The sequence below is a fragment of the Enterobacter sp. WCHEn045836 genome (genome assembly GCF_003965585.1).
Taxonomy (GTDB): Bacteria; Pseudomonadota; Gammaproteobacteria; order Enterobacterales; family Enterobacteriaceae; genus Enterobacter; species Enterobacter dissolvens.
In genome coordinates this window covers 312,963-336,625 of the sequence record NZ_RXPT01000003.1, presented here as the reverse complement: position 1 = coordinate 336,625, position 23,663 = coordinate 312,963, and the positions used below count along the sequence as shown (strand labels likewise).

The window sequence follows — 23,663 nt, the reverse complement described above, 5'->3', positions numbered from 1 at the left end:
TATTTCATGACCATGCCAACCTCTCAGTGCCCGTGGCGGATGCAGGTTCATCACATCCATCAGGAGACGCCGGATGTGTGGACGCTGTCGCTGCTGTGCCATGACTACTACCCGTACCGTGCCGGTCAGTATGCGCTGGTCAGTGTCCGCAACGCGGCGGACACATTGCGCGCCTATACGATCTCCTCGACGCCGGGCGTCAGCGAATACATTACGCTCACTATCCGCCGCATCGATGACGGTGCAGGCTCGCAGTGGCTCACGCGTGACGTCAAGCGCGGGGATTACATATGGCTGTCTGACGCTCAGGGGGAATTTACCTGTGACGACAAAAGCGAAGATAAATTCCTGCTGCTGGCCGCGGGCTGTGGCGTCACGCCGATCATGTCAATGCGTCGCTGGCTGGCCAAAAACCGCCCGCAGGCCGACGTGCAGGTGATCTACAGCGTGCGCTCGCCGGACGATGTGATCTTTGCCGATGAGTGGCGCAACTACCCGGTGACGCTGGTGGCGGAGCACAACGCGACGCACGGTTTTGTCGAGGGACGTCTGAGCCGCGAGCTGCTGCAACGCGTGCCCGATATAGCGAACCGTACCGTGATGACCTGCGGCCCGGCACCGTATATGGAGATTGTGGAACAGGAAGTGAAAGCCCTGGGCGTAACCCGCTTCTGCAAAGAGCAGTTCTTCACGCCGGTGGCGGAGGCGGCAACCAGCGGGATTCAGTTCACCAAACTGCAACCGGCACAAACCTTCTTTGGCCGCGTCGGCACCACGCTGCTGGAGGCGCTGGAAAGCAATAAGGTGCCGGTGGTGGCTGCCTGTCGCGCGGGCGTATGCGGATGCTGTAAAACGAAGGTAGTCTCCGGGGAGTACAGCGTGACCAGCACCATGACGCTGACCGATGCAGAAATTGCTGAAGGTTATGTGCTGGCGTGTTCCTGCCATCCGCAGGGCGATCTTGTGCTCGCGTAATCGTTAAACGTGTCATCGTAGGCCCGGTAAGCGCCAGCGCCACCGGGCTTTTTTTTGCCCTACCGCCACGCGGGCGCTTTCCCTACCGCGTACCGCCCTGCCCCTAAAAACACCACCGCCAGCGAACCGATAAAGAAATACACCAGGCTCTCAATGGCCCACGCACCGACGGCGTCCAGCGCAAAGGTTTTGCCCGTGCCCACCATCAGCCACGCCACAATCATGGTAAACGCCAGCACCAGCGCAGCCGGACGCGTGAAGAGACCGACAATGATCAGGATCGGTGCCACCACTTCGCCAATCAATACGCCGTAAGCAATAAATCCCGGCAGCCCTTTTTCCACCAGCAGGCCGCTGATGAAGCCCACACCGCCAAATAACTTGTGTAATCCGTGAAACAGCATCAGCCCACCGACGGCAAGTCGTAACAAGAGTTTGCCGAGATCGTCGCACGTTAGCTTTTCGTTTACAGCAATTAACAATGATTTAACCATCTGAAATGATTCCCGTTTTCACCCAATCTGTCGCCAGAGTATGCCGAATCATTGCCGGTGAAAACCACCCTGAAATGAGGGGTATTGTGCAGGCAATACAGTGACTTTCTTCTAAGCTTGTAAGCGATATCACAAAAAGGAGACGGACAACCATGAAACAAACCGTGGCTGCATACATAGCGAAGACCCTCGAACAGGCAGGTGTAAAACGTATCTGGGGCGTAACCGGCGATTCACTGAACGGGCTGAGCGACAGCCTGAATAAGATGAAGACCATCGAATGGATGCCGACCCGTCATGAGGAGGTGGCCGCCTTTGCCGCCGGGGCCGAAGCGCAGCTCACCGGGGAGCTGGCCGTCTGTGCCGGGTCGTGTGGGCCGGGCAACCTGCATCTGATTAACGGGCTGTTTGACTGTCATCGCAATCACGTGCCGGTGCTGGCGATTGCCGCCCATATTCCCTCATCTGAAATCGGCAGTGGCTATTTTCAGGAGACGCATCCGCAGGAGCTGTTCCGTGAATGCAGCCACTATTGCGAGCTGGTGTCGTCGCCGGAGCAGATCCCGCAGGTTCTGGCGATCGCCATGCGCAAAGCCGTGCTGAACCGTGGCGTTTCCGTTGTCGTCATCCCGGGAGATGTGGCACTCAAGGCCGCGCCGGAAGGGGCGAGCACCCACTGGTACCACGCCCCGCAGCCGGTGGTGACGCCAGCCGAAGAGGAGCTAAAAAAGCTGGCGCAACTGCTGCGTTACGCCAGCAATATTGCCCTGATGTGCGGCAGCGGCTGTGCGGGCGCGCACAAAGAGCTCCTTGAATTTGCGGGTAAGCTAAAAGCCCCAATTGTTCATGCCCTGCGCGGCAAAGAGCACGTCGAGTACGATAACCCTTACGACGTGGGCATGACCGGGCTGATCGGTTTTTCGTCCGGCTTCCATACCATGATGAATGCCGACACGCTGATTCTGCTCGGTACCCAGTTCCCCTATCGCGCGTTCTACCCGACGGATGCCAAAATCATTCAGATCGATATCAACCCGGCCAGCATCGGTGCACACAGCAAGGTCGATATGGCGCTGGTGGGCGACATCAAATCCACCCTTGCCGCCCTGCTGCCGCTGCTGGAAGAGAAAACGGATCGCAAATTCCTCGACAAAGCCCTGAGCGATTACCGCGATGCGCGTAAGAGTCTGGACGATCTCGCCAAACCGAGCGACAAAGCCATCCACCCGCAGTATCTCGCGCAGCAGATCAGCCACTTCGCGGACGACGATGCCATCTTCACCTGCGACGTCGGCACGCCCACCGTCTGGGCGGCACGTTACCTGAAGATGAACGGCAAACGCCGCTTGCTCGGCTCGTTCAACCACGGCTCGATGGCCAACGCCATGCCGCAGGCGCTGGGCGCCAAAGCCACCGCCCCGGAGCGTCAGGTGGTGGCGATGTGCGGTGACGGCGGGTTCAGCATGCTGATGGGCGATTTCCTGTCGGTGGTACAGATGAAGCTGCCGCTGAAAATCGTGGTCTTCAATAACAGCGTGCTGGGCTTTGTGGCGATGGAGATGAAGGCCGGGGGCTATCTGACGGACGGCACCGAGCTGCACGACACCAACTTCGCCCGCATTGCCGAAGCCTGCGGCATAACCGGTATCCGCGTGGAAAAAGCCTCCGATGTGGATGAAGCCCTGCAACGGGCGTTTTCCATCGACGGCCCGGTGCTGGTGGATGTCGTCGTCGCCAAAGAGGAGCTGGCGATCCCACCGCAGATCAAGCTGGAGCAGGCCAAGGGCTTTAGCCTCTACATGCTGCGGGCCATAATCAGCGGCCGTGGTGATGAGGTGATCGAACTGGCAAAAACCAACTGGCTCAGGTAAAACATTTCGCATGACCTCTTAAAATAAAGGGATGTGAAATGATTGATTTACGCAGCGATACCGTTACCCGACCGAGTCGCGCCATGCTCGAAGAGATGATGGCCGCCCCGGTCGGGGACGACGTCTACGGTGACGATCCAACGGTGAACGAACTGCAGCGCTATGCCGCAGAACTCAGCGGTAAAGAGGCCGCCCTGTTCCTGCCCACCGGTACACAGGCCAACCTGGTGGCGCTGCTCAGCCACTGCGAACGCGGCGAAGAGTATATTGTCGGCCAGGGCGCGCATAACTACCTGTACGAAGCGGGCGGTGCCGCAGTGCTCGGCAGCATTCAGCCGCAGCCTATCGACGCCGCGCCGGACGGATCCCTGCCGCTGGATAAAGTCGCCGCAAAAATCAAAGCCGACGATATCCATTTCGCCCGCACCAGATTGCTCAGCCTTGAAAACACCCACAACGGTAAAGTCCTGCCACGCGAGTACCTGAAAGCAGCGTGGGAGTTTACCCGCGAGCGCAAGCTGGGGCTGCACGTGGACGGCGCGCGGATCTTTAACGCCGTGGTGGCGTACGGCTGCGAGCTAAAAGAGATTACGCAATATTGTGACTCGTTCACCATCTGCCTCTCTAAAGGGCTGGGCACCCCGGTGGGATCCCTGCTGGTCGGCAATGCGGGCTACATCAAGCGCGCCAACCGCTGGCGTAAAATGACCGGCGGCGGCATGCGTCAGGCCGGTATTCTGGCCGCGGCCGGACTGTATGCGCTCAAAAACAACGTGGCGCGTCTCAAGGACGATCACGACAACGCCGCGTGGATGGCAGCGCAGCTGCGTGAAGTGGGTGCCGATGTGATGCGTCACGACACCAACATGCTGTTTGTTCGCGTGGGCGATGACCACGCCGCTGCGTTTGGTGAATTTATGAAAGCGCGTGGCGTCCTGATCAACGCGTCACCTGTTGTGCGTCTGGTGATGCACCTCGACGTCAATCGCGAGCAGTTAATGGACGTCGTAAAACACTGGCAGGCGTTTTTACAGCGTTAAGGAGCAGAACGTGCCGCAACGTATTCTGGTGCTTGGTGCCAGCGGGTATATCGGTCAGCATCTGACCACGGCGTTAAGTCAGCAGGGGCATCAGGTGCTGGCGGCGGCACGCAACACGGAACGCCTGCAAAAACTAAACCTGCCTGGCGTCACCTGCCACAACGTCGACCTTAACTGGCCTGAGTCGCTGCCCGCGCTGCTGGAAGAGGTCGACACGCTGTATTACCTGGTGCACAGCATGGGCGAAGGCGGCGATTTTATCGCCCATGAACGTCAGGTGGCCCTGAACGTCCGCGATGCCCTGCGGCAAACGCCGGTTAAGCAGGTGATTTTTTTAAGCTCGCTCCAGGCGCCCGAAAATGAGCAGTCCGACCACCTGCGCGCCCGCCAGCTTACCGCGGACACCTTGCGCAGTGCGGATATCCCCGTCACCGAACTGCGGGCGGGGATCATCGTCGGCGCGGGCTCTGCTGCCTTCGAAGTGATGCGTGATATGGTCTACAACCTGCCAGTGCTCACCCCACCGCGCTGGGTACGCTCGCGCACCACGCCGATTGCCCTGGAAAACCTGCTGCATTACCTGGTGGCGCTGCTGGACCATCCCGCCGAACAGCACCGCGTGCTTGAGGCCGCCGGGCCGGAGGTGTTGAGCTATCAGGAACAGTTCGAGCATTTTATGCGCGTCAGCGGCCGCCGACGCTGGCTGATCCCCATCCCCTTCCCGACCCGCTGGATCTCCGTGTGGTTTTTAAATGTCATCACCTCGGTGCCGCCGACCACTGCAAAAGCGCTGATCCAGGGGCTGAAACACGATCTGCTGGCAGACGACCGCGAACTGCGCGCGCTGATCCCGCAGACGCTGATCCGTTTTGATGACGCGGTACGCCATACCCTGAAAGAAGAAGAGAAGCTGGTGAACTCCAGCGACTGGGGCTACGACGCGCAAGCGTTTGCCCGCTGGCGGCCGGAGTACGGTTATTACCCGAAACAGGCGGGCTGCACGGTGAAAACCTCGGCCAGCCTGACATCGCTGTGGGAGGTGGTGAACCAGATCGGCGGCAAAGAGCGATATTTCTTCGGCAAAATTCTCTGGCAAACCCGCGGAGCGATGGATCTGCTGGTGGGCCACCGGCTGGCGAAAGGCCGCCCTGCTCGCCCGTATCTTGAGGTGGGTGATACGGTCGACAGCTGGAAAGTCATCATCGTCGAGCCGGAAAAACAACTGGCGCTGCTGTTCGGCATGAAAGCACCGGGTCTGGGACGGCTCTGCTTCACCCTGAAAGACAAAGGCGATTACCGTGAACTGGACGTCCGCGCCTGGTGGCATCCGCACGGGATGCCGGGTCTGTTCTACTGGTTGTTTATGATCCCGGCGCACCTGTTTATCTTCCGTGGGATGGCGAAACGCATTGCACACCTCGCAGAACAAAAGACGGAAAAGATCTAAATAAAACTCTCTTTCTTTCACCTTTCCCATTGCATAGCGCCGTAATTCACGAAAGAATGCGCACGAAATTCTTTTCAACACAGTGGATTGATATGAAGGTACTGGTTACCGGGGCGACCAGCGGCTTAGGCCGAAATGCGGTCGAATTTCTGCGCAACAAGGGCATCAGCGTCAGGGCTACCGGTCGCAACGAAGCGATGGGAAAACTGCTGCAAAAAATGGGCGCAGAGTTTGTCCATGCCGATCTGACGGAGCTGGTCTCCTCTCAGGCGAAAGTGATGCTCGCCGGAATCGACACCCTGTGGCACTGCTCCAGCTTTACCTCACCGTGGGGTACCCAGGAAGCCTTCGATCTCGCCAACGTGCGCGCCACGCGCCGTCTGGGCGAATGGGCCGTCGCCTGGGGCGTGCGTAACTTTATTCATATCTCCTCCCCGTCGCTCTACTTCGACTATCACCACCACCGGGATATCCAGGAAGAGTTCCGTCCGGCCCGTTTTGCCTGTGAGTTTGCCCGCAGCAAGGCGGCCAGCGAAGAGGTGATCGACCTGCTGGCGCAGTCGAACCCGCATACGCGCTTTACGATACTGCGTCCACAAAGCCTGTTCGGGCCGCATGACAAAGTGTTTATCCCGCGTCTGGCGCAGATGATGCACCACTACGGCAGCGTGCTGCTGCCCCGCGGCGGCGATGCGCTGGTGGATATGACTTACTACGAAAATGCCGTGCACGCCATGTGGCTGGCGAGCCAGCCGGACAGCGATAATCTGGTGTCTGGCCGCGCCTATAACATTACCAACGGCGAACCCTGCACCCTGCGCAGCATTGTGCAGCGTCTGATCGACGAACTGCAGATAGACTGTCGTATTCGCTCGGTGCCTTACCCCATGCTGGATATGATTGCCCGCAGCATGGAGCGTTTTGGCAGCAAGTCCGCCAAAGAGCCGGCACTGACGCATTACGGCGTATCAAAGCTGAATTTTGATTTTACGCTGGATATTTCGCGTGCGGAGAATGAGCTGGGGTATAAGCCGATTGTGACGCTGGATGAAGGGATTGTGCGCACCGCGGCGTGGCTGCGGGACCACGGGAAGTTGCATCGGTAGTTAATTGGGTGCGGCCTGATGCCCTCACCCCGGCCCTCTCCCACAGGGAGAGGGAGTAAAGACTAAAACGGCAACCTTTCGGTTGCCGTTTGCTGTTTATAATGCCGTCCAGGCCTCAGACCATGCCAGACCTGCGCCTGGTTCATAGTACATTGGTGCGTTGTTACACCAGCCGCTGTACGGGAACGGTTTGCACTGGAACAGTTTACCGTGGTTGTTCACGATATCGCCCGCGCTGTACTTACTGTTCGCGCTCCACGCCGGGTAAGTGCCAGACGTGCCTTCGTCCTGAGACGGTGTGGCGGCCTTAGCTTTTACGTTCAGCAGGTACGAGGTGGTACTGCTCAGCTCGCCGTCGCTGACGGTCAGGCTGATTTCATACTGCTGCGCCGTCGCGGCTTCCGGTGCGTTGAAGGTCACCACCGCTTTATCGTCGCCGGTAACGGTCTGGCCGTCCTGGGAACGCCAGGTGTAGGTCAGCTTATTGCCGTCTTCATCGGTAGAACCTTCTGCACTCAGGGAGACCTGCGCACCCGCTTCAACCGCACCAATCGGCCCTGCAATCTGCGCCACCGGGGCGTGGTTTGCCGGCACAGGAACGGTATCTTCATCCGGCGTTGGGGTGACGTTTTCGTCAGGCGTTGGGGTCACATTTTCGTCTGGCGTCGGCGTAACCTTATCTTCGTCAGGCGTCACGGCTGAGCCATCATCGTTCACGATATTCACGTTGAAGAACTTCTGTACACATTTAGTGTAGTCGCCGTCTTTAAACGCGCTGAATGGCGTCTGATAACCCACCAGCTGGCAAGCATAGGTCTTACCATCAGGGGTATCTGCGCTCCATCCCCAGTCCTGTTCCCAGTAGATCTTCAGGGCGCCTGCGCCACCTTCATCGAACTGCTTCATGTTGGCACAGCCAAGCACTTCGTCAGCCGGTACAGGGACTTTCAGGTAGTTAGCGAACTCTTTGTAGTATTTGATACGGTTCTGAGACTGGGCAATTTCAGTCGGGCCACCGCACTCTACGCCGCCGTTAATGATCTGGGTGGTCACGCCGAAGCCAGGGACAAGGCCGTTGGCTTTATCGTGATCGTTCGGCTGCCAGGTGCCGTCAATAACCTGCAGCATGCTTGGTTTTGGCGGCTGCGGATAGGCAAAGAAGAAGATCGCACTGGCCAGGTTCAGCCAGGTGTCGGCCACCAGCTCAGGTTTATCGAGCAGCGTGCGGACATCGCCGTACATCGCTTCGGAGAATGGACCGTAGTTGTAGTTGTAGGACAACTGTTTAGCACCGCGACCAAAGTAGCTCAGGAAGTTGCCATCTTTGTCTTTACCGCATGGCCAGGTCTGACCCTGCCAGACATCCGGGTTACATTCCCCGTTATAGCCGCCCTTCTGGCCTTCGCTCCAGCCCATCTCACGCACATAGACCAGCGCCTGACGCCATTCGGCTTCCGGACGCCAGCTTTCGTGACCACCGGTTTCCTGTGCGAAGTGGGCAAACATGGTTGCCAGCTCTTTACGGCAAATGGCTTCGCTGTCGCGACCATCATTGTAGGTATCACACAGCGCCGGGAATTTACCTACGGCTTTCAGGAAGTTGCTGTAGCTGTAATCCTTCGCGCGCAGCGGGAACAGATATTCCCAGTCGCTCTCTTTGAGGATCCCTTCAACGCGTTTCACGTTTGCCGGGTTTGCTGCACGGCCTGGCTCAATCTGCTCTACCTGAGCATTGTCCAGCGTACGGATAGTATCTTTCACGGATTTCATCAGCGGGAAATCGGTGAGCTCTTTTTCCTTTCTGGCCAGATCGCTGGCTTTGATGGTATAAGGCTGGCTGCTTTCCGCCTTCAGCATGGTAGCCTGAGCAATAACCGGTGCTACGCAGGCACCGGCAATAAGCACGCTCAGTAATGTCCTTTTATTCATCTCGGTTATTCCTGTTAATGTCGATAACGTTAAATAAATCCAGGTTTATTTATTAATCCGTTAATAAATAAACGCCAGACAGCTGCTTTTCATTTTCTGAAGAATACGGGTGGGTACTCTTCAAAAAAGAAAAAACTCACCAGTTGGTTCTGTCACGGGCGGCTAATTTTAACTGCTGATACTTTCGCCAGACTTTACGGGCATACACCATTCGTTGGGGATAGTTTTCCTTTTTAAGCCCGGCGTTATAGGCGCCAACGGCTTCCCAGTTGTATCCATAAACCTTAATCATGCCCGACAAAATAGAGGCGCCGACCATAATGGAGGTGCAGGGTTCTGTCATCAGGCGGTTTTCGTCAATACCTTTGCGCCTGAGTTCAGGAAAGTGCGAGCTGTTAATTTGCATTAAACCGACATCGCGCGTTCCGTCATGATTAATGCCAATGGCGTACGGGTTCATCCCCGATTCCACATTCGCGATGGCATAGAGTAAAAACGGATCAATATGATAATAATGCGCCGCTTTATTCCAGCAATTCGCAAATGCGCTTTGGCTTAATATCAATAACAGAAACAAAAACCTTTTCATGATTCACCTGCGTGGCCGTTTATTATTCTCCTCAAACACGTCCTGTTAAAGTATTCGAATTTACTGACCACACCCGAAGCGGGGTGTGGTCAATGATTGTGGATGGATATCACACCCACAATTTCAGGTTCAGAAGATTATTTACACTCTGAGGATGCGCCTTCTTTCACCCATACATCGCTGTTGCCTGGTTTGTCACCTTTTGTCCACCATTTCGCGCGGTACTCGAAACCTTGATAGGTTGTCTTGTCACCACCGAGGTAAACCATATCGGCACGCCAGTTCATTTTCACCTGGCTGACCAGTTCCCATGCGTCGGCGTTGAAGCCAGGTTTGTTGCCCTGAGTCCAGTACTTCGCTTTCCATACCAGATTATCGGAGCTGACCATATCGCCGTTGTTGTAGATTTTGCTGGATTCCCATGCCGCGTATTTGCTGGCGTTGGCGTCAACCGGGTTATCACAGCTGCCGGTTGCAGTGCCTTCATCAGACGGAGTATTACCTTCATCAGATGGCGTGTTACCTTCGTCAGACGGGGTATTGTCTTCATCAGGCACAACCGGGGTGGCTTTCGGCGTTACGGTAACCTGTACGTTAGACTGTACGCTGGTTTTGCCGTCGCTCACGACAACGCTCACGGTGTAGGTAGAGTCCGTTGTCACCTCCGGCGCGGTGATCTGTACGCTGGCGGTATCAGTACCGGTCGCGTGCATATCCGATGGCACGCTCCAGGCGTAGGTCAGTGCATCACCGTCTGGATCCGCCGCCTGCACGTTCAGAGCGTAGGTCTGACCGGCTTCCAGAGTGACGTTCTGCATCGGGTTAACCACCGGGGCCTGGTTCGCTTTCGGTGCTTTGTTCACAACCTGCACGTCAGCGGTGCTGCTCAGGCCTTTCGCATCGGTCACGGTCAGACGGAATGCCAGGGTCTGGTTGCTGCTAACCGCGCCGACGGAGAAGGTCGCTTTCGCTTTGGTGCTGTTGGTCAGCGTGACGGTTGGGCCAGAGATTTGGGTCCATTTGTAGGTCAGCGCATCGCCATCAGGGTCGGTGGAGGCAGAGCCATCCAGGGTCACGGTCGCCGGGCCGGTCACGGTTTGATCCGCTGCGGAAGCAACCGGCGCATGGTTGGTCACCACCGGCTCTGGCGTGGAGCCACCCAGCAGGCTTTCGTTCATCGCATTGAGGATGTCGCCGTTATCGGAGTCGATAGACCATGCGAACAGGCCGCCCAGGTTTTTTGCCAGAACGTATTTACCTTTTGCGGTTGCAGAACGGGCATCTTCATAGGAGATCAGCTCGCCGGTAGATTTGTTGAAGACATATGGCGCTTCAGCGTCTGCATCATAGCCATATTCCCAGCCCGGTTTGCCTTTGTACTCGTTCACAATCTGACGATAGTCAACAACGCCGGGTTCCCAGGTACCTTTCACCCCGTCGGTCGCCGTACCGGTGAACGGGTTGTCGCCGGTATAGCCGTGAACGCCAGTCCAGCCACGACCGTACATGCCGGTACCCACCACGATTTTGCCTGGCTGTACGCCCTGCTCCAGCAGCGCGTTAACGCCATTTTCCGTGGTGTAGTTGGTGTCCGGACGCCATGCTGGCGCACGCAGCGCCGCCTGGTGACCCAGATCGGTCATGCTCCACGCGCCGTAGAAGTCGTAGCTCATCAGGAAGATGTGATCGAGATACTGCTGCGCCGTGGTGTAATCCACGTCTTCAATCTTATCTTTACCTGCACCGATGGCGCTGGTCAGTTCATAGGTGCGCCCGGTTTCAGCTGACAGTTCATTCAGCATGGTACGCAGATCGTGCATCAGCGCGGTGTAGGTTGCTTTATCCACCTGCGGGTTGCCCAGCGATTCATTCACACCGCCGCCGCCCGGGAATTCCCAGTCGATATCCACGCCGTCGAAGAATTTCCAGGTTTTCAGGAAGTCTTTAACAGAAGAGACAAAACGGGCGCGGATTGCGGTATCGTTCATGTGATGGAACGGATCGGACATGGTCCAGCCGCCAATGGATGGCAGGATCTTCAGGTCAGGATGGGCTTTTTTCAGCGCCATCAGCTGGCCGAAGTTACCTTTGTACGGGTCGTCCCAGTTAGAGACGCCGGACTGTGGTTTTTGCAGCGCAGCCCATGGGTCGTGGATCGCCACGGTGTAGTCAGGGCGGCCAGCACAGGCCTTTTGCAGGTTGGCGAAGCTGTTGCCGTTTTCCACGGTTTTCAGACCGTCGTTGATGCCGTCGCCGCCACAGATTGGAATGAAGCCGTACAGGATATGGTTCAGGTTAGCGGCTGGGATTTTGTCTACCGGGAAGTTACGGCCGTAAACGCCCCACTCAGGGAAGTAGGCGGCAACCACTTTATCGGTATGTTTTGCGAAGGTTTTGTTGTTTTCCTGCAGAGGCGCATTCAGCGGCAGCAGGTGGCTACCGTCAGTATCCGCCACGATGATCAGCTTGCTTGCGCTTTTGGTACAGCCGCTAGTGTTACAGAGTTCAACCTGCTCCTGGTAGCGACCGCCTTTTTTCACTTTAAAGGTGGCAGAACCGGATGCACCGGCAGCACCGGACCAGACGGTCTTGCCGTCCAGCAGCACTTTACCGGAAGTCGGCGCGTCGCCGCTCCAGACGTTCCACTCGACTTTTACGTCGACACCGTCGTTGTGAACCTTAACAAGATTACCGTAGTCCACTACGGCCTGGTCCACTTCAACGATGGCAAATTTATCGTTACCGCTGCTGATTGAAGGCGTACCTGGCGCTGCGGCGAACGCGGAGCCGGAAACGGCTGCGACAAAGAGTGCCAGATAAGTTGGCTTCATAAATTTCATTATTAATTCCTGATAATCTTATTTGTGACAAATGAAAAGAACCATGTATTCCATATAACATGGGCGAGTACTGAATACGTTATTTAACTAAAACCACGAACCATATTTAATTTTACTAAACATGTATTTTGCTAAAACACCCTCCATAAATAGACATGAGCAGTAATTTTTACAGCTTATGTTTATTACAATACTCCGGAAATGTATTTACGTCCTTTCATTCCCTCAGCGAAAAAATTTCAAAAAAAACTTGACCGCAAAAATCAAAATATGAATTGAAAGGTCTGAAGGATAAAAATAACCAAACCTGCCAGTGACAACAGCGGGCCAAAAGGAATAACGCTATTTTCTTTAACCGCTTTATAAAAAACAAAATACAACGCGATACCGCTTAACGCAGCCGCCAGTAATAATGATGGCAAAGCCTGCCAGCCGCACCACGCGCCCAGCGCAGCCAGCAGCTTAAAGTCACCGTAGCCCAGTCCCTCGCGACCCGTCGTCAGGCGAAACGCCCAGTAGAGAAGCCACAGCGACAGGTAGCCCGCCGCCGCGCCATACAGGGCGTCCGACAGAGGTAAGGAATGAAAAAACGCATGATTCAGCAGGCCCGCCCACAGCAGCGGTTGCGTCAGACAGTCCGGCAGCAGCAGGTGTTTTGCGTCTATCGCCGCCAGCGGCAGCAGCCCGCACCAGAGGATCCACAGCGACATCAATGCGGCCGCAGACGGGGCATACGCCGCCGTCAGGGCAAAAAACAGGGCACTGGAAAGCTCAAGTAGCAGCAGACGTAGCGGGATCGCGCTTTGACAGCAGCGGCAGCGTCCACGCAGGCAACACCAGCTCAGAACAGGGATATTTTCCCACCAGGAGAGCGTGTGGGAGCACGCCGGACAGTGAGAGGCCGGAAACAGCAGATTTCCGGCCCCCGCCTCCTCTTTAATGAGCGGGGGAATGCGTTCGACCACCACGCCCAGAAAGCTGCCGATAATGCCGCCAAGCGCACCGCTCAGCAGGCAAAGGGCGGGCATCTGGCTGCCCTGAAGCAGCGTCAGCGAGTTCATGCCACTTTCGCCCAGGAGAGTTTAATCTGGGCCTTTACATCGCTAAGGTGATCGACCGGCGTGAGATCCATTTTCTCCAGACGAACCCCGGTGGTTAAATTGACCTCCCGAAGCCAGTTTTTAAGCTCATAGACGTTGACCCGATCAATATTAAACGTCAGGGTTTGCCCGTCCTGCTGAATATTACTCAGCGCAACGTGGATCTCTTTGGCGCTCTCTTCCACCACGCTTCTCGGGTTACTGGTTTTTAATACTTTGGCCTGAAGGTGATTTTTATTAATTTCCGCCCGCATCCAGTTCAGAGTTTGCTTCTGTTTTTGCAGCGTGCTTTTCTCATTCTTAATTATATTGTCCAGTGGGGTCATCACCCCGTACCAGATAATGGCGCAGCAGAGCGCCGAGCCACATAATTTAATCAGCGCACGCTCGCGCGGGCTGTAACCCAGATAGCGTGCTTTTAATTGCCCTATTTTTTCTTTCATTTATATTTCCCTGTGATGATAGCGGTATAAGGCGCTTCACTGGAGACCGGCTGCAGCGTAAAGTCGAAGGTATCACTCGCCTTATTAACGAACGCCTGCAACGCCGTGGGATCCATTGAACGGATGTTCAGCGTAAGCTGATTCCGGCTGTCGTCGTATCCCACTTCGCTGAGTTCGACCGCCGGGAGCGATTGCCTGATCTGCTCCAGTGCGTCCAGTTGAAGAAAGATCCCTTTCTTCTCTTTCCTGATGTTCTGCCCGAAGTGGTACTTCAGGTTGGTGGTCTGGCGCAGCGTGGGGAAATAGTGCCGGGCCAGCTCCACCATCTGCTGCTGGGCCAGGTTTTCCTGGTTAGAGAGCATCCAGGCCATGCCGATGCGAGGGCCAATCAGCAGCCCGAGGCTCAGCATCGCCATGGCGGCAATGGCCGGTTTTGCATAACGGAACTCGGAGTGGGCGCCACGGGCAGCAAAAACGCCGTGCAGCAGGTTCGCTTTGCAGCTTTTCCACTGGGGCTGGATCAGCACCAGCGGATGCTGCCAGACCCGTTGCTCATCCACCTGCACGCCTGCGGGCGCCTCGCCGTAGCAGACGAGGTTACTGGCGCACTGCTGGCTCAGCAGCAGCGGCAACAGCGCGGCGTCGGTTTCACAGGCACCAGACGGCGAATAGCGCATCCAGTAGCCGCTGTCGGTGGAGACCAGCGTGCTGCCGCCCTCAGTCACCGGCAGAAGAATGGCATCGGGCAGCACCTGCACCACCTTCAGCCCGGCATCGGCACAGCGGTCCAGCCAGTACTGCAGACGCGCCGCCTCAATGGCCACCGCGTCCACTTCCCGCCCTTTCCTGTTGAGCACCGTCCAGTGCAGCGTGTCCACGTCGCCAATCAGCGTCTCCTCTGCCAGCCAGGAGAATTCAACGCCGCCTTTTTTGGGCAACGTGAAGTGACGGAAGATCATTTCGCTGGCCGGCAGGAGCAGGCAGACGCGGGCGGCTAACGCGTGACCGGCAAGCGCCGCCAGTGACGTCCCACCCTGCCGTTGCTCCACCTGGTCGCTACCGGACTCACACCACATTATGTTCCCGTCCTCATGCGTGTCGGGACGAATAAAAAGCACCTGTTTCATAGAGTTCGTCTTGTGTTATTCAACCATTCGGTAGCGACGTTGCCAGGTAATCACCTTCCCGGCTTCATCATCAACATGAAGCTGGCTGACGACGCGCAGCGTTAAATCATCGGTATTGCCGGTACTGTTGACCCGGAAATAGTGACTGTTGACCGCAAGAAACGCCTGTACCTGCTTCAGCGCGTCTTTGGTCTGCGGATAATTTGTCTCAAGCGCTTTCTGGAACGCCTCCATCGACTCCCAGCCCTCTTCCGGGCGGGAGGCGATCAGGCGGGCGGCCTCGTCCTCGCTCAGCGAGCCGATAAACAGGGCTGCCAGTAGCGGTGCCTGTTCTTCAGTCAGGGTGTTTACATCCACCTTGCTGGCGGTGTCGGGTAAGGCGCAGAGCACTTTACTGACCCTGCCGTAAGCCGCCACCGGAAACGCGGACAGCAGCTTCAGCTCGGCCGGGGTGCGCATCATCTGATTCGCAGGCAGCCGTGCGGGCTCAACGCCGGCCCAGGCATCTGTCTCCATCCCCTCTTTGGCCGTTGTGGTATCGCCGTCGAGATAGTCCATCAGCTGCTGGTAAATCTCTTCTGCGTCACCGGCGGAAATACCGCTGTCGGTCAGGAGCTGTTCGACGATGCGCGCTTTGACCGGTTTTTCCGGCAACGCCCCTGCGGTCTGTACCGCGGGGGTCGGATCGGCCGCCAGCAGGTTATTGACGTTAAAGCAGGTCTGGGCATCCTCAATCTGGCTTACCACGGTGTAGTGTTCCCCCTCTGTCTCCACCGGCTCTGTCCACTCCCCTTTCGGCGACAGGCCTTTGCTCTCGCCGCTGGCGTAGGTCTGAAGCAGACCTTCAATGGTTTTTTGCTGGCTCTGAATGGCCCAGCGCAGCTGCTGCTGACTCACCTGATAGCGGGTTTTCTGCAGATTGCGGCAGAACTGCTGGCTGATTTTGGCCGCCAGCGCCGACATCATGACCAGCAAAATTAGCACCACCAGCAGCGCGACACCGCGCTGTTTTCGAACCGATTTTCCGCTCATTTGTTCTCTCCTGACGGAGCGGGCACCGGCTGCGCTGGCGCGACCGTATCGCCAGGTGGCGCTGGCGTGTGTTCGGTAGGTGCCGCCGGGGCGACTGGCATATCACCCGGCGTGGTAAATACCCAGCGCCAGGTCTCGCCATTCTCCATGGTCAGCAGAAGCTCTACGCCGTCCGGCTGATGCGTCGTGTCGGTCCATTTGGTCTGCCAGCTCGCTTTCCAGAAGCGCCACGTCATCTCTTTTACATCGCTGAGGATCGGCACCTCTTCCGGCTTCACATCGGCAGGGCTGTCGATAACCGGCCAGATATCGCGCCACAGTTTTTTGTCCTCAAGCCGCCAGCGCACGCGCTCCAGCTGGATCTGACCGCTCACGCCGTTCAGCGTGGTCAGCTCCAGCTGGATCTGACCGCTCACGCCGTTCAGCGTGGTCAGCTCCAGCGCATCGTCGTGCTGGACAAAGACATCAGGCTCGTTGCGTGGCGCGCGTGCCTGAAGCTGAAAGAAATCCCGCTCCAGCAGGTTATAGGCGCGCTGAAGCTGGTTGAGTTGCTTCGCCGCCACGTCGGTGGCGTTCGAGGTGCGCATCGCCCCGTCCAGGATTTGCCAGGCAAGCGTGCTGATAACCGCGAAGATGGTCAGCGCAATCATGATCTCCAGCAGCGTAAAGCCCTGCTGACGCTGAATGTGCTTACTCATTTCACCTCTCCGGGTTCTGGTATCTGCAGGGTCAACACCGGTTTGTCTTCATCATCCTCGGCGTACACCTGCACTTCATCGGCAAAGCGATTTTCGGCGGTTTTCACCCGCTGCTTGCGCCAGATCCAGCTTCGCCCCCCCATGATTTCTGTGCCCGTCTGCAGGGCATCCGGGAACGGCGTGTTGCTCAGCTTTGCTTCTGCCAGCTGGTTTTCCGCCACCCAACTCGCCTGCAGCGAATCGCCCAGGCCATGGGTAAAGCGCACGTTCAGCGAGACGGAATTCATCAGCGCCAGCGCGGCGGTGGAGAAGATGACCAGTGCGACCATCACTTCCAGCAGGGTCATCCCCTGTTCTTTGCGTTTAGTCATCGTTCTCTACCGAAACCGGTGATGCCCCCTGCGACACCACGCGAAAGCGCTGTTTTTTATCGACACTCTGCAGGGACAGCGTGAAGCGGCTTATCTCCCCGTCCGGCAAAAAGACAATCTGCGGCGTGGCGTCGGTTGTGGCAGCAATGCGCTGCGGTGAGAGCGACACGTGCATCTCTTCCGGGAACTGGCCGTGGGTGACAATGCGCCCGGCGGTTAAAGGTTCCCAGTGTCGTTCGCCCTCTTTTTCGGCCCAGGTCACCAGCTGATATTCTGAGGTGGTGATCACCAGCCCAACGATATTGCCGTCCATTACCGCACGGTCTGAACCATATTCAACGAGGGCTTTTAACTGCTGACCGAAAATATCCGCGCCGCTGCGCGAGGGGATTGTCGACACCACCATCATGGCGCAGGAGGCAAATATCACCAGCGCCAGAATAATTTCCAGTAAGGTAAACCCACGTTGCTTATTCATTACTTCTCTTTTTTATCTAAAGACCAGTTGGTAATATCATCCGCGGTATTCGCTTCGGCATCCGGGCCCGCAGAGAAAACATCCACTGCGCCATGTTCACCCGGGCTGACCAGAATATAATCATTGCCCCACGGATCTTCCGGCAGGCGGCGGATATAGCCATCATCACGGTAGTTTTTCGGGATTGGCGCGATATCAGGTTTGGTGACCAGCGCCTGCAAACCCTGCTCCGTCGTGGGGTAACGGTGGTTATCCAGCTTGTACATATCCAGCGAACCTTCCAGCGCCACAATATCGCTGGTTGCTTTCTGGGCATCGGCTTTTTCTTTATTCCCCATTAAATTGGGTACTACCATACTGGCGAGCACACCGAGAATAACGATCACCACCATTAATTCGAGCAAGGTAAAGCCGGCCTGACCTTTCAGGCTATTTCGTTTTAAAGACATATTTAACCCACCATATTATTGAGCTGAAGAAGCGGTTGTAATATTGACAGCACGATAAATAAAACCACTGTCGCCATTGTCACCACCAGTGCCGGTTCAAATACCGACAGCGTTAACGTAATGCGATGCTGTAATGCCGATTCCTGGTTTTCCGCGGCGCGATCCATCAATGAACCTAATTCCCCGCTCTCTTCGCCGGAGGCAATCATGTACAGCATGGTCGGCGGAAAGAGCTTCGCCTGGTCCAGCGCGTTATACAGAGAAGCGCCCTGACGTACAGTATCCGCCGCCTGCTCCAGCACCTGCCGGGCATAGAGGTTTTCGATCCCGTCCATCGCGATATACATCCCCTCCAGCAGCGGGACGCTACTGGCCTGCAGGATGCTGAGCGTGCGGATATAGCGAGCGCTGTTGATGGCGCAGACCAGCTTTTTAATCGGCGAGCCATTCACCAGCCATCTGTGCCAGCGAAAGCGGTTTGTGGTTTTCTTCACCCACGTCTTAAAGCCGACGATTGCGCCGAACAGCCCCCCGGCAATGTAGATCCCGTACGCCTGCAGAAAATCGCTCACCGCAATCAGCGTGCGGGTGGTGATCGGCAGCTGCTGTTTCATGTGCACGAACTGCTCGATCACCTGCGGCACCACCGCCACCAGCAGGATGCTGATCACCGCCGCGGCGACCACCGTCAGGGTGATCGGGTAGACCATCGCCTGCGTCAGCTTGCTTTTCATCTTCTGGCGCTGCTCGTTGTACTCCGCCAGCTTCTCCAGCACATCGCCGAGATGGCCGGTCTTTTCCCCGGCCATCACCAGCGTGCAGTACAGCTTGTCGAAGGTGCGCGGGAACTGGCTGAAGGCATCAAACAGCGTATGGCCTTCCACCACTTTCTCGCGGATCTCCGTCACCATCGCCGCCAGCTTTTTGTCTTCCGTCTGCTTTGAAATGGCCTTGAGGGCGCTTTCCAGCGGCAGCGACGCGTTAACCAGCGTTGACAGCTGACGGGTGAACATCGACAGCACCGGCACAGAGAGTCGGGCGCCGGTTCTGGCTTTAGCGCTGGCCGCATTTTCACGGGATTCGGTGATGGTGAGCGGCATCAGCTTCTGCTCACGCAGCGACTGGCGCACCTGCTTAGGTCCTTCCGCCTGCAGCGTGCCGCGCCGGTTTTTTCCGGCGGCATCGGTTGCGGTCCACGCGTAGAAAGCCATTACTCATCGCCCCCACGCTCGGCGGTCACGCGCATCACCTCTTCAAGGGAGGTGATGCCGCTGATAACCTTCATCAGCCCGTTTTCGCGCAGGCTGTAGGCCTGCCTGAACAGCTCGGTCTCAATGGACATCTCATCTTTATCTTCATGAATGGCCCGACGCATGGCGCTATCGACCACCAGAAACTCGTGAATGCCCGCGCGTCCCTGATACCCGCTCTGGCGGCACTGGTCGCAGCCGACGGCGCGATAGATGGCCTTTGGTGGCTTATCCATAAAGCTAAACAGCGCTTTTTCATTGTCATCCAGCGGACTGGTGGTACGGCAGTGCGGACACAGCCGACGCACCAGACGCTGGGCAATGACGCCGAGTAGCGACGAACCGATCAAAAAGGATTCCAGCCCCATATCCCGCAGACGGGTGATGGCCCCCGCCGCACTGTTGGTGTGCAGCGTCGACATGACCAGGTGACCGGTGAGCGACGCCTGCACCGCGATTTGCGCGGTTTCGCCGTCACGAATTTCTCCGATCATCACCACGTCCGGATCCTGACGCAAAATGGCGCGCAGGCCGCGGGCAAAGGTCATGTCCACGCGCGGGTTGACCTGCGTCTGCCCCACCCCTTCCAGTTCGTACTCAATCGGATCTTCGACGGTCAGAATGTTGCGTTCATGTCCGTTCAGGGCCGACAGAATGGCATACAGGGTGGTACTTTTACCGGAGCCTGTCGGCCCGGTGACCAGGATGATGCCGTGCGGGCGGTTAATCAGCCCTTTCAGTTTTTCCAGCTCTTCATCAATGAGTCCGAGCTTGTTGATATCCGGTTTCAGGTTGCTCTTGTCGAGCAGACGCATCACCACGCGCTCGCCGTACTGCGACGGAATGGTCGAGACACGCACATCAATCGCCTTGCGGCCAATGCGCAGGGAGATACGGCCATCCTGCGGCAGACGTTTTTCGGCAATGTCGAGTTTTGACATCACCTTAATACGGGAGACCAGCAGCGGAGCCAGTTTACGCGCGGGCTGGAGCACCGGGCGCAGCACGCCGTCAACGCGAAAACGGATGCTCAGCGTGCGCTCAAAGGTTTCGATATGGATATCCGATGCGCCGTCTTTCACCGCCTCGCCGAGAATGGCGTTAATCAGGCGGATCACCGGCGAGTTTTCGTCGTTATCCAGCAGATCTTCGTTGTCCGGGATCTCCTCGGTTAACGCCATCAGATCGATATCCGCATCCATATCGTCCACCAGCTGCTGCGACACGCCGCTGTTCTGCTGCCAGATTTTGGCCAGCATCTCATCAAACGCTTCCGCGCTCAGCGTCTGGGGCACAAAGGTGCGCCCCAGTACCCGGCGCATCTCCAGTAGCGCAAACGCGGGGACGTCGTCACGGATATAGACCGTGTCGTTCCAGAAAAGGATGCCGTTCTCCTTCGCAAAGCCGCTGGTACACAGCTGTTTTGTCAGTTCATCCACGCGTCACCTCCCGTTACTCTTTGAAGGGGTTGCGCGTGGCGGCAGGTGCGCTCACGCCGACCGGCATGGAATGGTCCTGCTTTGGATAGGCAGGCAGGACGGCGTTATCGGTGTTCTCAACGATGCCGAGTTTTTTCTCCTCCAGACGCTGCTGTTGACGGGCGCGGATCTGGTCGTATTTCTCCTTCGTCGCCGCGCTGTAGTTGTCGTCATCACGCAGGACGGTGGTATGGATAAAGACCATCAGGTTGCGCTTCGACGTGTCCTCCGAGGTATAGCGGAACAGCTGTCCCACCAGCGGCAGATCGCCGAGCAGCGGCACTTTCGACACGTTCTGTTTGCTGACGTTTTCCATCAGACCGCCCAGCACCACCGTCTGGCCACTGTGGACCATCACTTCGTTGTTGATGGTACGGGTGTTGAAGGTTGGGCCGAGGCTGGCATCTTCGGTGGCGCTGGCATCGACGCTGGAGACCTCCTGTTCAATCTTCAGGTGGATCATGTCCCCGTCGTTGATCTGCGGAACAATCTTCAGCTTGGTACCAACGGTTTTACGCTCAACCGAGTTAAACACGTTGTCGCCGCTGGTGGTCTGAGAACCCGACAGCACCGGCACATCCTGACCCACGTTGAATGACGCCTCTTTGTTATCCAGCGTCACCACGCTTGGCGTGGAGAGAATATCGTTCTTGCCGCTGGTAGAGAGCGCAGTCAGCAGTGCGCCATAGTCACCGTTGAAGAAACCGGTCGCGAGGCCAGTAAAGGAGGCTCCTTTGATCGTGCCGTTTTTGATCTGGCTAATGGGCAGACCGGTCGAGCCGAACTGCACGCCGCCGTGTTTGCCGGTCCACTGCACGCCGAGATCCATGCCGTTACCGTCCTGCACTTCCGCGATGATGGCTTCCACCAGCACCTGCGGACGACGAATATCCAGCTTGTCGATCACCTTCTCCAGCGAGTTCATGACGTTTGGCTGGGCGGTGATCACCAGCGAGTTGGTTGACTCATCGGCGGTGATATTCAGTTCGCTGTTGGTTGTCGCAGTTTTGCTTTTCGCCGCACCGGCTTTGTCTTTCAGCTGTTCACCGATACCGGTCAGCACCGGCACCACTTTCGAGGCGTTGGCATATTTCAGGTAAAAGACGCGGGTATTACCCTCGTTGTTCTGCTCGCGATCGAGCTGGCCTATCAGTGAACGGGTGCGCGCGCGCGCATCCTCGGTCCCGCTGATCACCAGGCTGTTGGTTTCATCATCGGCCACCACTTTGGTCGCCAGCTGCGGGGCGTTCTGCCCTTTCTGCTCTTCATTGTTGAGGTTGTTCAACATATCGGAGAGCTCTATCGCCGAGGCATAGCGCAACGGTACGATTTCACGACGCTGCATACCGGAACGGTCCACGCGCTCAACCAGATCCACCAGGCGGTTCACCACCGAGGCTTTACCGGTTAACAGCAGCACGTTAGAGGGTTCAAAATGGACCACGTTGCCGATCCCCGAGGCATCGTTCAGCTGGCGCAGCAGCGGGGCCAGTTCGCGTACCGGCACGTTCTCCATGCGCACCACGCGGGTAATGATCTCATCCCCTTTGCCCGGGTTTTTGCTGTCGGCCACCGGCACGCCAGCGGTACGCGCCACGCTGGAACGCACCACTTTGATCATGCCGTTATCCATTGGGATCACCGACAGACCGTAGAGATCCAGCACGCTCAGGAAGAACTGATAATATTCATCTTCCGACAGCACGTTATAAGTTCTCACCGATACCGTGCCCTGAACGGAGGGATCGACGAGAATCGTTTTATTCAGATTGCGACTTACCGTATCGATAAATTCGCGAATATCGGTATTTTTAAAACTGGCGCTAAAGTTGGCTGCAAACAGCGAACCGGAATATAACGACAATGCGGTCAGCGCCACGCACGCCCATGGAAATTTCTTCATGATGTACACTTGTTAATTGTTTAAAACATTAACCCGAATATTTTCAAGGTGAGCGTGCCGCCTGACGACGACGTCCGCCTCTTTCATTTTCGACCAGTTGGCGATGATATTTTTCGCCTGCGCTTCTTTCGTCATATCGACGTCATTGACTCTCACCACCACATCGCCTTTTTCCAGGCCTGCGTCACGGTAAAAAGGAGACATATTCCGTGGATTAATATTAAAGCCTTCCAGTTGGCCATTATCGATTAACGGTTTTAACACCAGATAATCATCGAGATGCAGACTGTCAGCGCCGGCATCATTTTTCGATTTCGTCACCGGGCTATTGCCTGCATCGCCCTTAAAATAAGGCGGCTGTTTGAGGGCGAGCGTTTGCTTCGTGCCTTCATACTGAACAACCACGTTATCTTTATTAATTTCATCCACATAGGCATCGTCGAACCCCACCAGCGGTTCCCCTTCCCGGTAGCTCTGCTGCCCGGCGGGGGTCTTAATCACGGCGAACGACAACCACGACTCATCGCTGCGGATGATGCCTTCAATTTCTGCAGACAGTGGCGCTTTTACCGCCGCCGGAACGTCGGCCTGACGGACCGCAGCCGTAAAAAGACCAAACGTTTTGTCACTGTTACGCGGTTTTAGCGGCGTCTTATCAGCATTCGCTAACTTATTCGTAACCTTTTTATAATCTTTAAAAACGACATAACCCTGCTGGCTGCAAAATATCAGCATGAGAAGCATGATGCAGGGCGTCATTAGCCTGGAAAGGAATGCGTTCCTCATTATTATCGGGCCTTTTAGCAAAGCAGGAATTCGCAGCGGTATGCTGCATAACTGAGTGAGCAAATAGTAATAAGCGTGACCAGTGCAAACCACCGGCTTCGCTATTAACTTTAATGAAGAAAATGATTGACCGGAAAAAAAGGGAATGTTAGATGCAGCCAGACAGGTTATTTTTACTCTGGTGTTAAATTGACCATGACAGGGGCTTACCGTACTTTTCGCCCATTGCTATTAAAGAGAAGAGACGGTAAGTCGTT

The 23,663-nt window shown here is 56.5% G+C and carries 21 protein-coding genes; 5 read left to right on the top strand and 16 right to left on the bottom strand.

Going from position 1 to position 23,663, the window contains the following annotated elements; genetic code table 11:
* The first annotated feature begins 6 nt into the window (after positions 1-6).
* Complete coding sequence (hcr, locus tag EKN38_RS05985) at positions 7-975, top strand: NADH oxidoreductase (protein WP_014831261.1); 969 nt, start codon at positions 7-9, stop codon at positions 973-975.
* Between the two features lie 59 nt (positions 976-1,034).
* On the opposite strand, the gene EKN38_RS05980 is transcribed toward hcr, so the two are convergent.
* Positions 1,035-1,469, bottom strand: a complete 435-nt coding sequence (locus EKN38_RS05980; RefSeq protein ID WP_014831260.1) for a DoxX family protein — start codon at positions 1,467-1,469, stop codon at positions 1,035-1,037.
* A gap of 152 nt (positions 1,470-1,621) precedes the next feature.
* Between EKN38_RS05980 and poxB the strand changes: the two genes are divergently transcribed.
* From poxB to EKN38_RS05960, 4 genes are all read left to right on the top strand, one after another.
* Entirely contained in the window at positions 1,622-3,340 is a 1,719-nt protein-coding gene (poxB, locus tag EKN38_RS05975; protein WP_014831259.1) for a ubiquinone-dependent pyruvate dehydrogenase, read from the top strand.
* 38 nt (positions 3,341-3,378) lie between these two features.
* On the top strand, positions 3,379-4,380 hold the full coding sequence (ltaE, locus tag EKN38_RS05970; protein ID WP_014831258.1) for a low-specificity L-threonine aldolase: 1,002 nt from the start codon (positions 3,379-3,381) through the stop codon (positions 4,378-4,380).
* 10 nt (positions 4,381-4,390) lie between these two features.
* Positions 4,391-5,827 (top strand): SDR family oxidoreductase, encoded by a 1,437-nt coding sequence (locus EKN38_RS05965; RefSeq protein WP_126521803.1) that lies wholly within the window; start codon positions 4,391-4,393, stop codon positions 5,825-5,827.
* Between the two features lie 92 nt (positions 5,828-5,919).
* Positions 5,920-6,933 carry an NAD-dependent epimerase/dehydratase family protein gene (locus EKN38_RS05960; RefSeq protein WP_014831256.1) on the top strand — a complete coding sequence of 338 codons (1,014 nt, stop codon included), beginning with the start codon at positions 5,920-5,922 and terminating at the stop codon, positions 6,931-6,933.
* A 96-nt stretch (positions 6,934-7,029) separates the two neighbouring features.
* Here EKN38_RS05960 and EKN38_RS05955 read toward each other — a convergent pair whose 3' ends face one another.
* From EKN38_RS05955 to gspC, 15 genes are all read right to left on the bottom strand, one after another.
* Positions 7,030-8,862: a glycoside hydrolase family 19 protein gene (locus EKN38_RS05955; protein WP_126521801.1), complete on the bottom strand. Its 1,833-nt coding sequence runs from the start codon at positions 8,860-8,862 to the stop codon at positions 7,030-7,032.
* A gap of 136 nt (positions 8,863-8,998) precedes the next feature.
* Positions 8,999-9,451 carry a type III secretion system invasion protein IagB gene (iagB, locus tag EKN38_RS05950; RefSeq protein ID WP_014831254.1) on the bottom strand — a complete coding sequence of 151 codons (453 nt, stop codon included), beginning with the start codon at positions 9,449-9,451 and terminating at the stop codon, positions 8,999-9,001.
* A 137-nt stretch (positions 9,452-9,588) separates the two neighbouring features.
* On the bottom strand, positions 9,589-12,291 hold the full coding sequence (locus EKN38_RS05945) for a glycosyl hydrolase family 18 protein (protein WP_014831253.1): 2,703 nt from the start codon (positions 12,289-12,291) through the stop codon (positions 9,589-9,591).
* A 263-nt stretch (positions 12,292-12,554) separates the two neighbouring features.
* On the bottom strand, positions 12,555-13,352 hold the full coding sequence (locus EKN38_RS05940) for a prepilin peptidase (protein ID WP_014831252.1): 798 nt from the start codon (positions 13,350-13,352) through the stop codon (positions 12,555-12,557).
* The gene (locus EKN38_RS05935; protein ID WP_014831251.1) at positions 13,349-13,834 is read right to left on the bottom strand and encodes a type II secretion system protein M; all 486 of its coding nucleotides are present in this window, start codon (positions 13,832-13,834) and stop codon (positions 13,349-13,351) included. Before EKN38_RS05935 ends, EKN38_RS05940 begins: the two co-directional genes overlap by 4 nt.
* On the bottom strand, positions 13,831-14,961 hold the full coding sequence (gene gspL, locus EKN38_RS05930) for a type II secretion system protein GspL (RefSeq protein WP_014831250.1): 1,131 nt from the start codon (positions 14,959-14,961) through the stop codon (positions 13,831-13,833). The genes EKN38_RS05935 and gspL overlap by 4 nt, the downstream gene beginning before the upstream one ends.
* Before the next feature lie 15 nt (positions 14,962-14,976).
* On the bottom strand, positions 14,977-15,993 hold the full coding sequence (gspK, locus tag EKN38_RS05925) for a type II secretion system minor pseudopilin GspK (protein WP_014831249.1): 1,017 nt from the start codon (positions 15,991-15,993) through the stop codon (positions 14,977-14,979).
* Positions 15,990-16,691, bottom strand: a complete 702-nt coding sequence (gspJ, locus tag EKN38_RS05920; RefSeq protein ID WP_126521799.1) for a type II secretion system minor pseudopilin GspJ — start codon at positions 16,689-16,691, stop codon at positions 15,990-15,992. Before gspJ ends, gspK begins: the two co-directional genes overlap by 4 nt.
* Positions 16,688-17,062 (bottom strand): type II secretion system minor pseudopilin GspI, encoded by a 375-nt coding sequence (gene gspI / locus EKN38_RS05915; RefSeq protein WP_014831247.1) that lies wholly within the window; start codon positions 17,060-17,062, stop codon positions 16,688-16,690. Before gspI ends, gspJ begins: the two co-directional genes overlap by 4 nt.
* Positions 17,055-17,540, bottom strand: a complete 486-nt coding sequence (gene gspH, locus EKN38_RS05910; RefSeq protein WP_014831246.1) for a type II secretion system minor pseudopilin GspH — start codon at positions 17,538-17,540, stop codon at positions 17,055-17,057. Before gspH ends, gspI begins: the two co-directional genes overlap by 8 nt.
* Complete coding sequence (gene gspG, locus EKN38_RS05905) at positions 17,540-17,989, bottom strand: type II secretion system major pseudopilin GspG (protein WP_013097349.1); 450 nt, start codon at positions 17,987-17,989, stop codon at positions 17,540-17,542. The genes gspH and gspG overlap by 1 nt, the downstream gene beginning before the upstream one ends.
* Positions 17,990-17,991: 2 nt before the next feature.
* On the bottom strand, positions 17,992-19,200 hold the full coding sequence (gspF, locus tag EKN38_RS05900; RefSeq protein ID WP_014831245.1) for a type II secretion system inner membrane protein GspF: 1,209 nt from the start codon (positions 19,198-19,200) through the stop codon (positions 17,992-17,994).
* Positions 19,200-20,678 carry a type II secretion system ATPase GspE gene (gspE, locus tag EKN38_RS05895; protein ID WP_014831244.1) on the bottom strand — a complete coding sequence of 493 codons (1,479 nt, stop codon included), beginning with the start codon at positions 20,676-20,678 and terminating at the stop codon, positions 19,200-19,202. The genes gspF and gspE overlap by 1 nt, the downstream gene beginning before the upstream one ends.
* 13 nt (positions 20,679-20,691) lie before the next feature.
* The gene (gene gspD, locus EKN38_RS05890; protein WP_126521797.1) at positions 20,692-22,620 is read right to left on the bottom strand and encodes a type II secretion system secretin GspD; all 1,929 of its coding nucleotides are present in this window, start codon (positions 22,618-22,620) and stop codon (positions 20,692-20,694) included.
* Between the two features lie 12 nt (positions 22,621-22,632).
* The gene (gene gspC / locus EKN38_RS05885) at positions 22,633-23,364 is read right to left on the bottom strand and encodes a type II secretion system protein GspC (RefSeq protein WP_043951590.1); all 732 of its coding nucleotides are present in this window, start codon (positions 23,362-23,364) and stop codon (positions 22,633-22,635) included.
* Between the last annotated feature and the right edge of the window lie 299 nt (positions 23,365-23,663).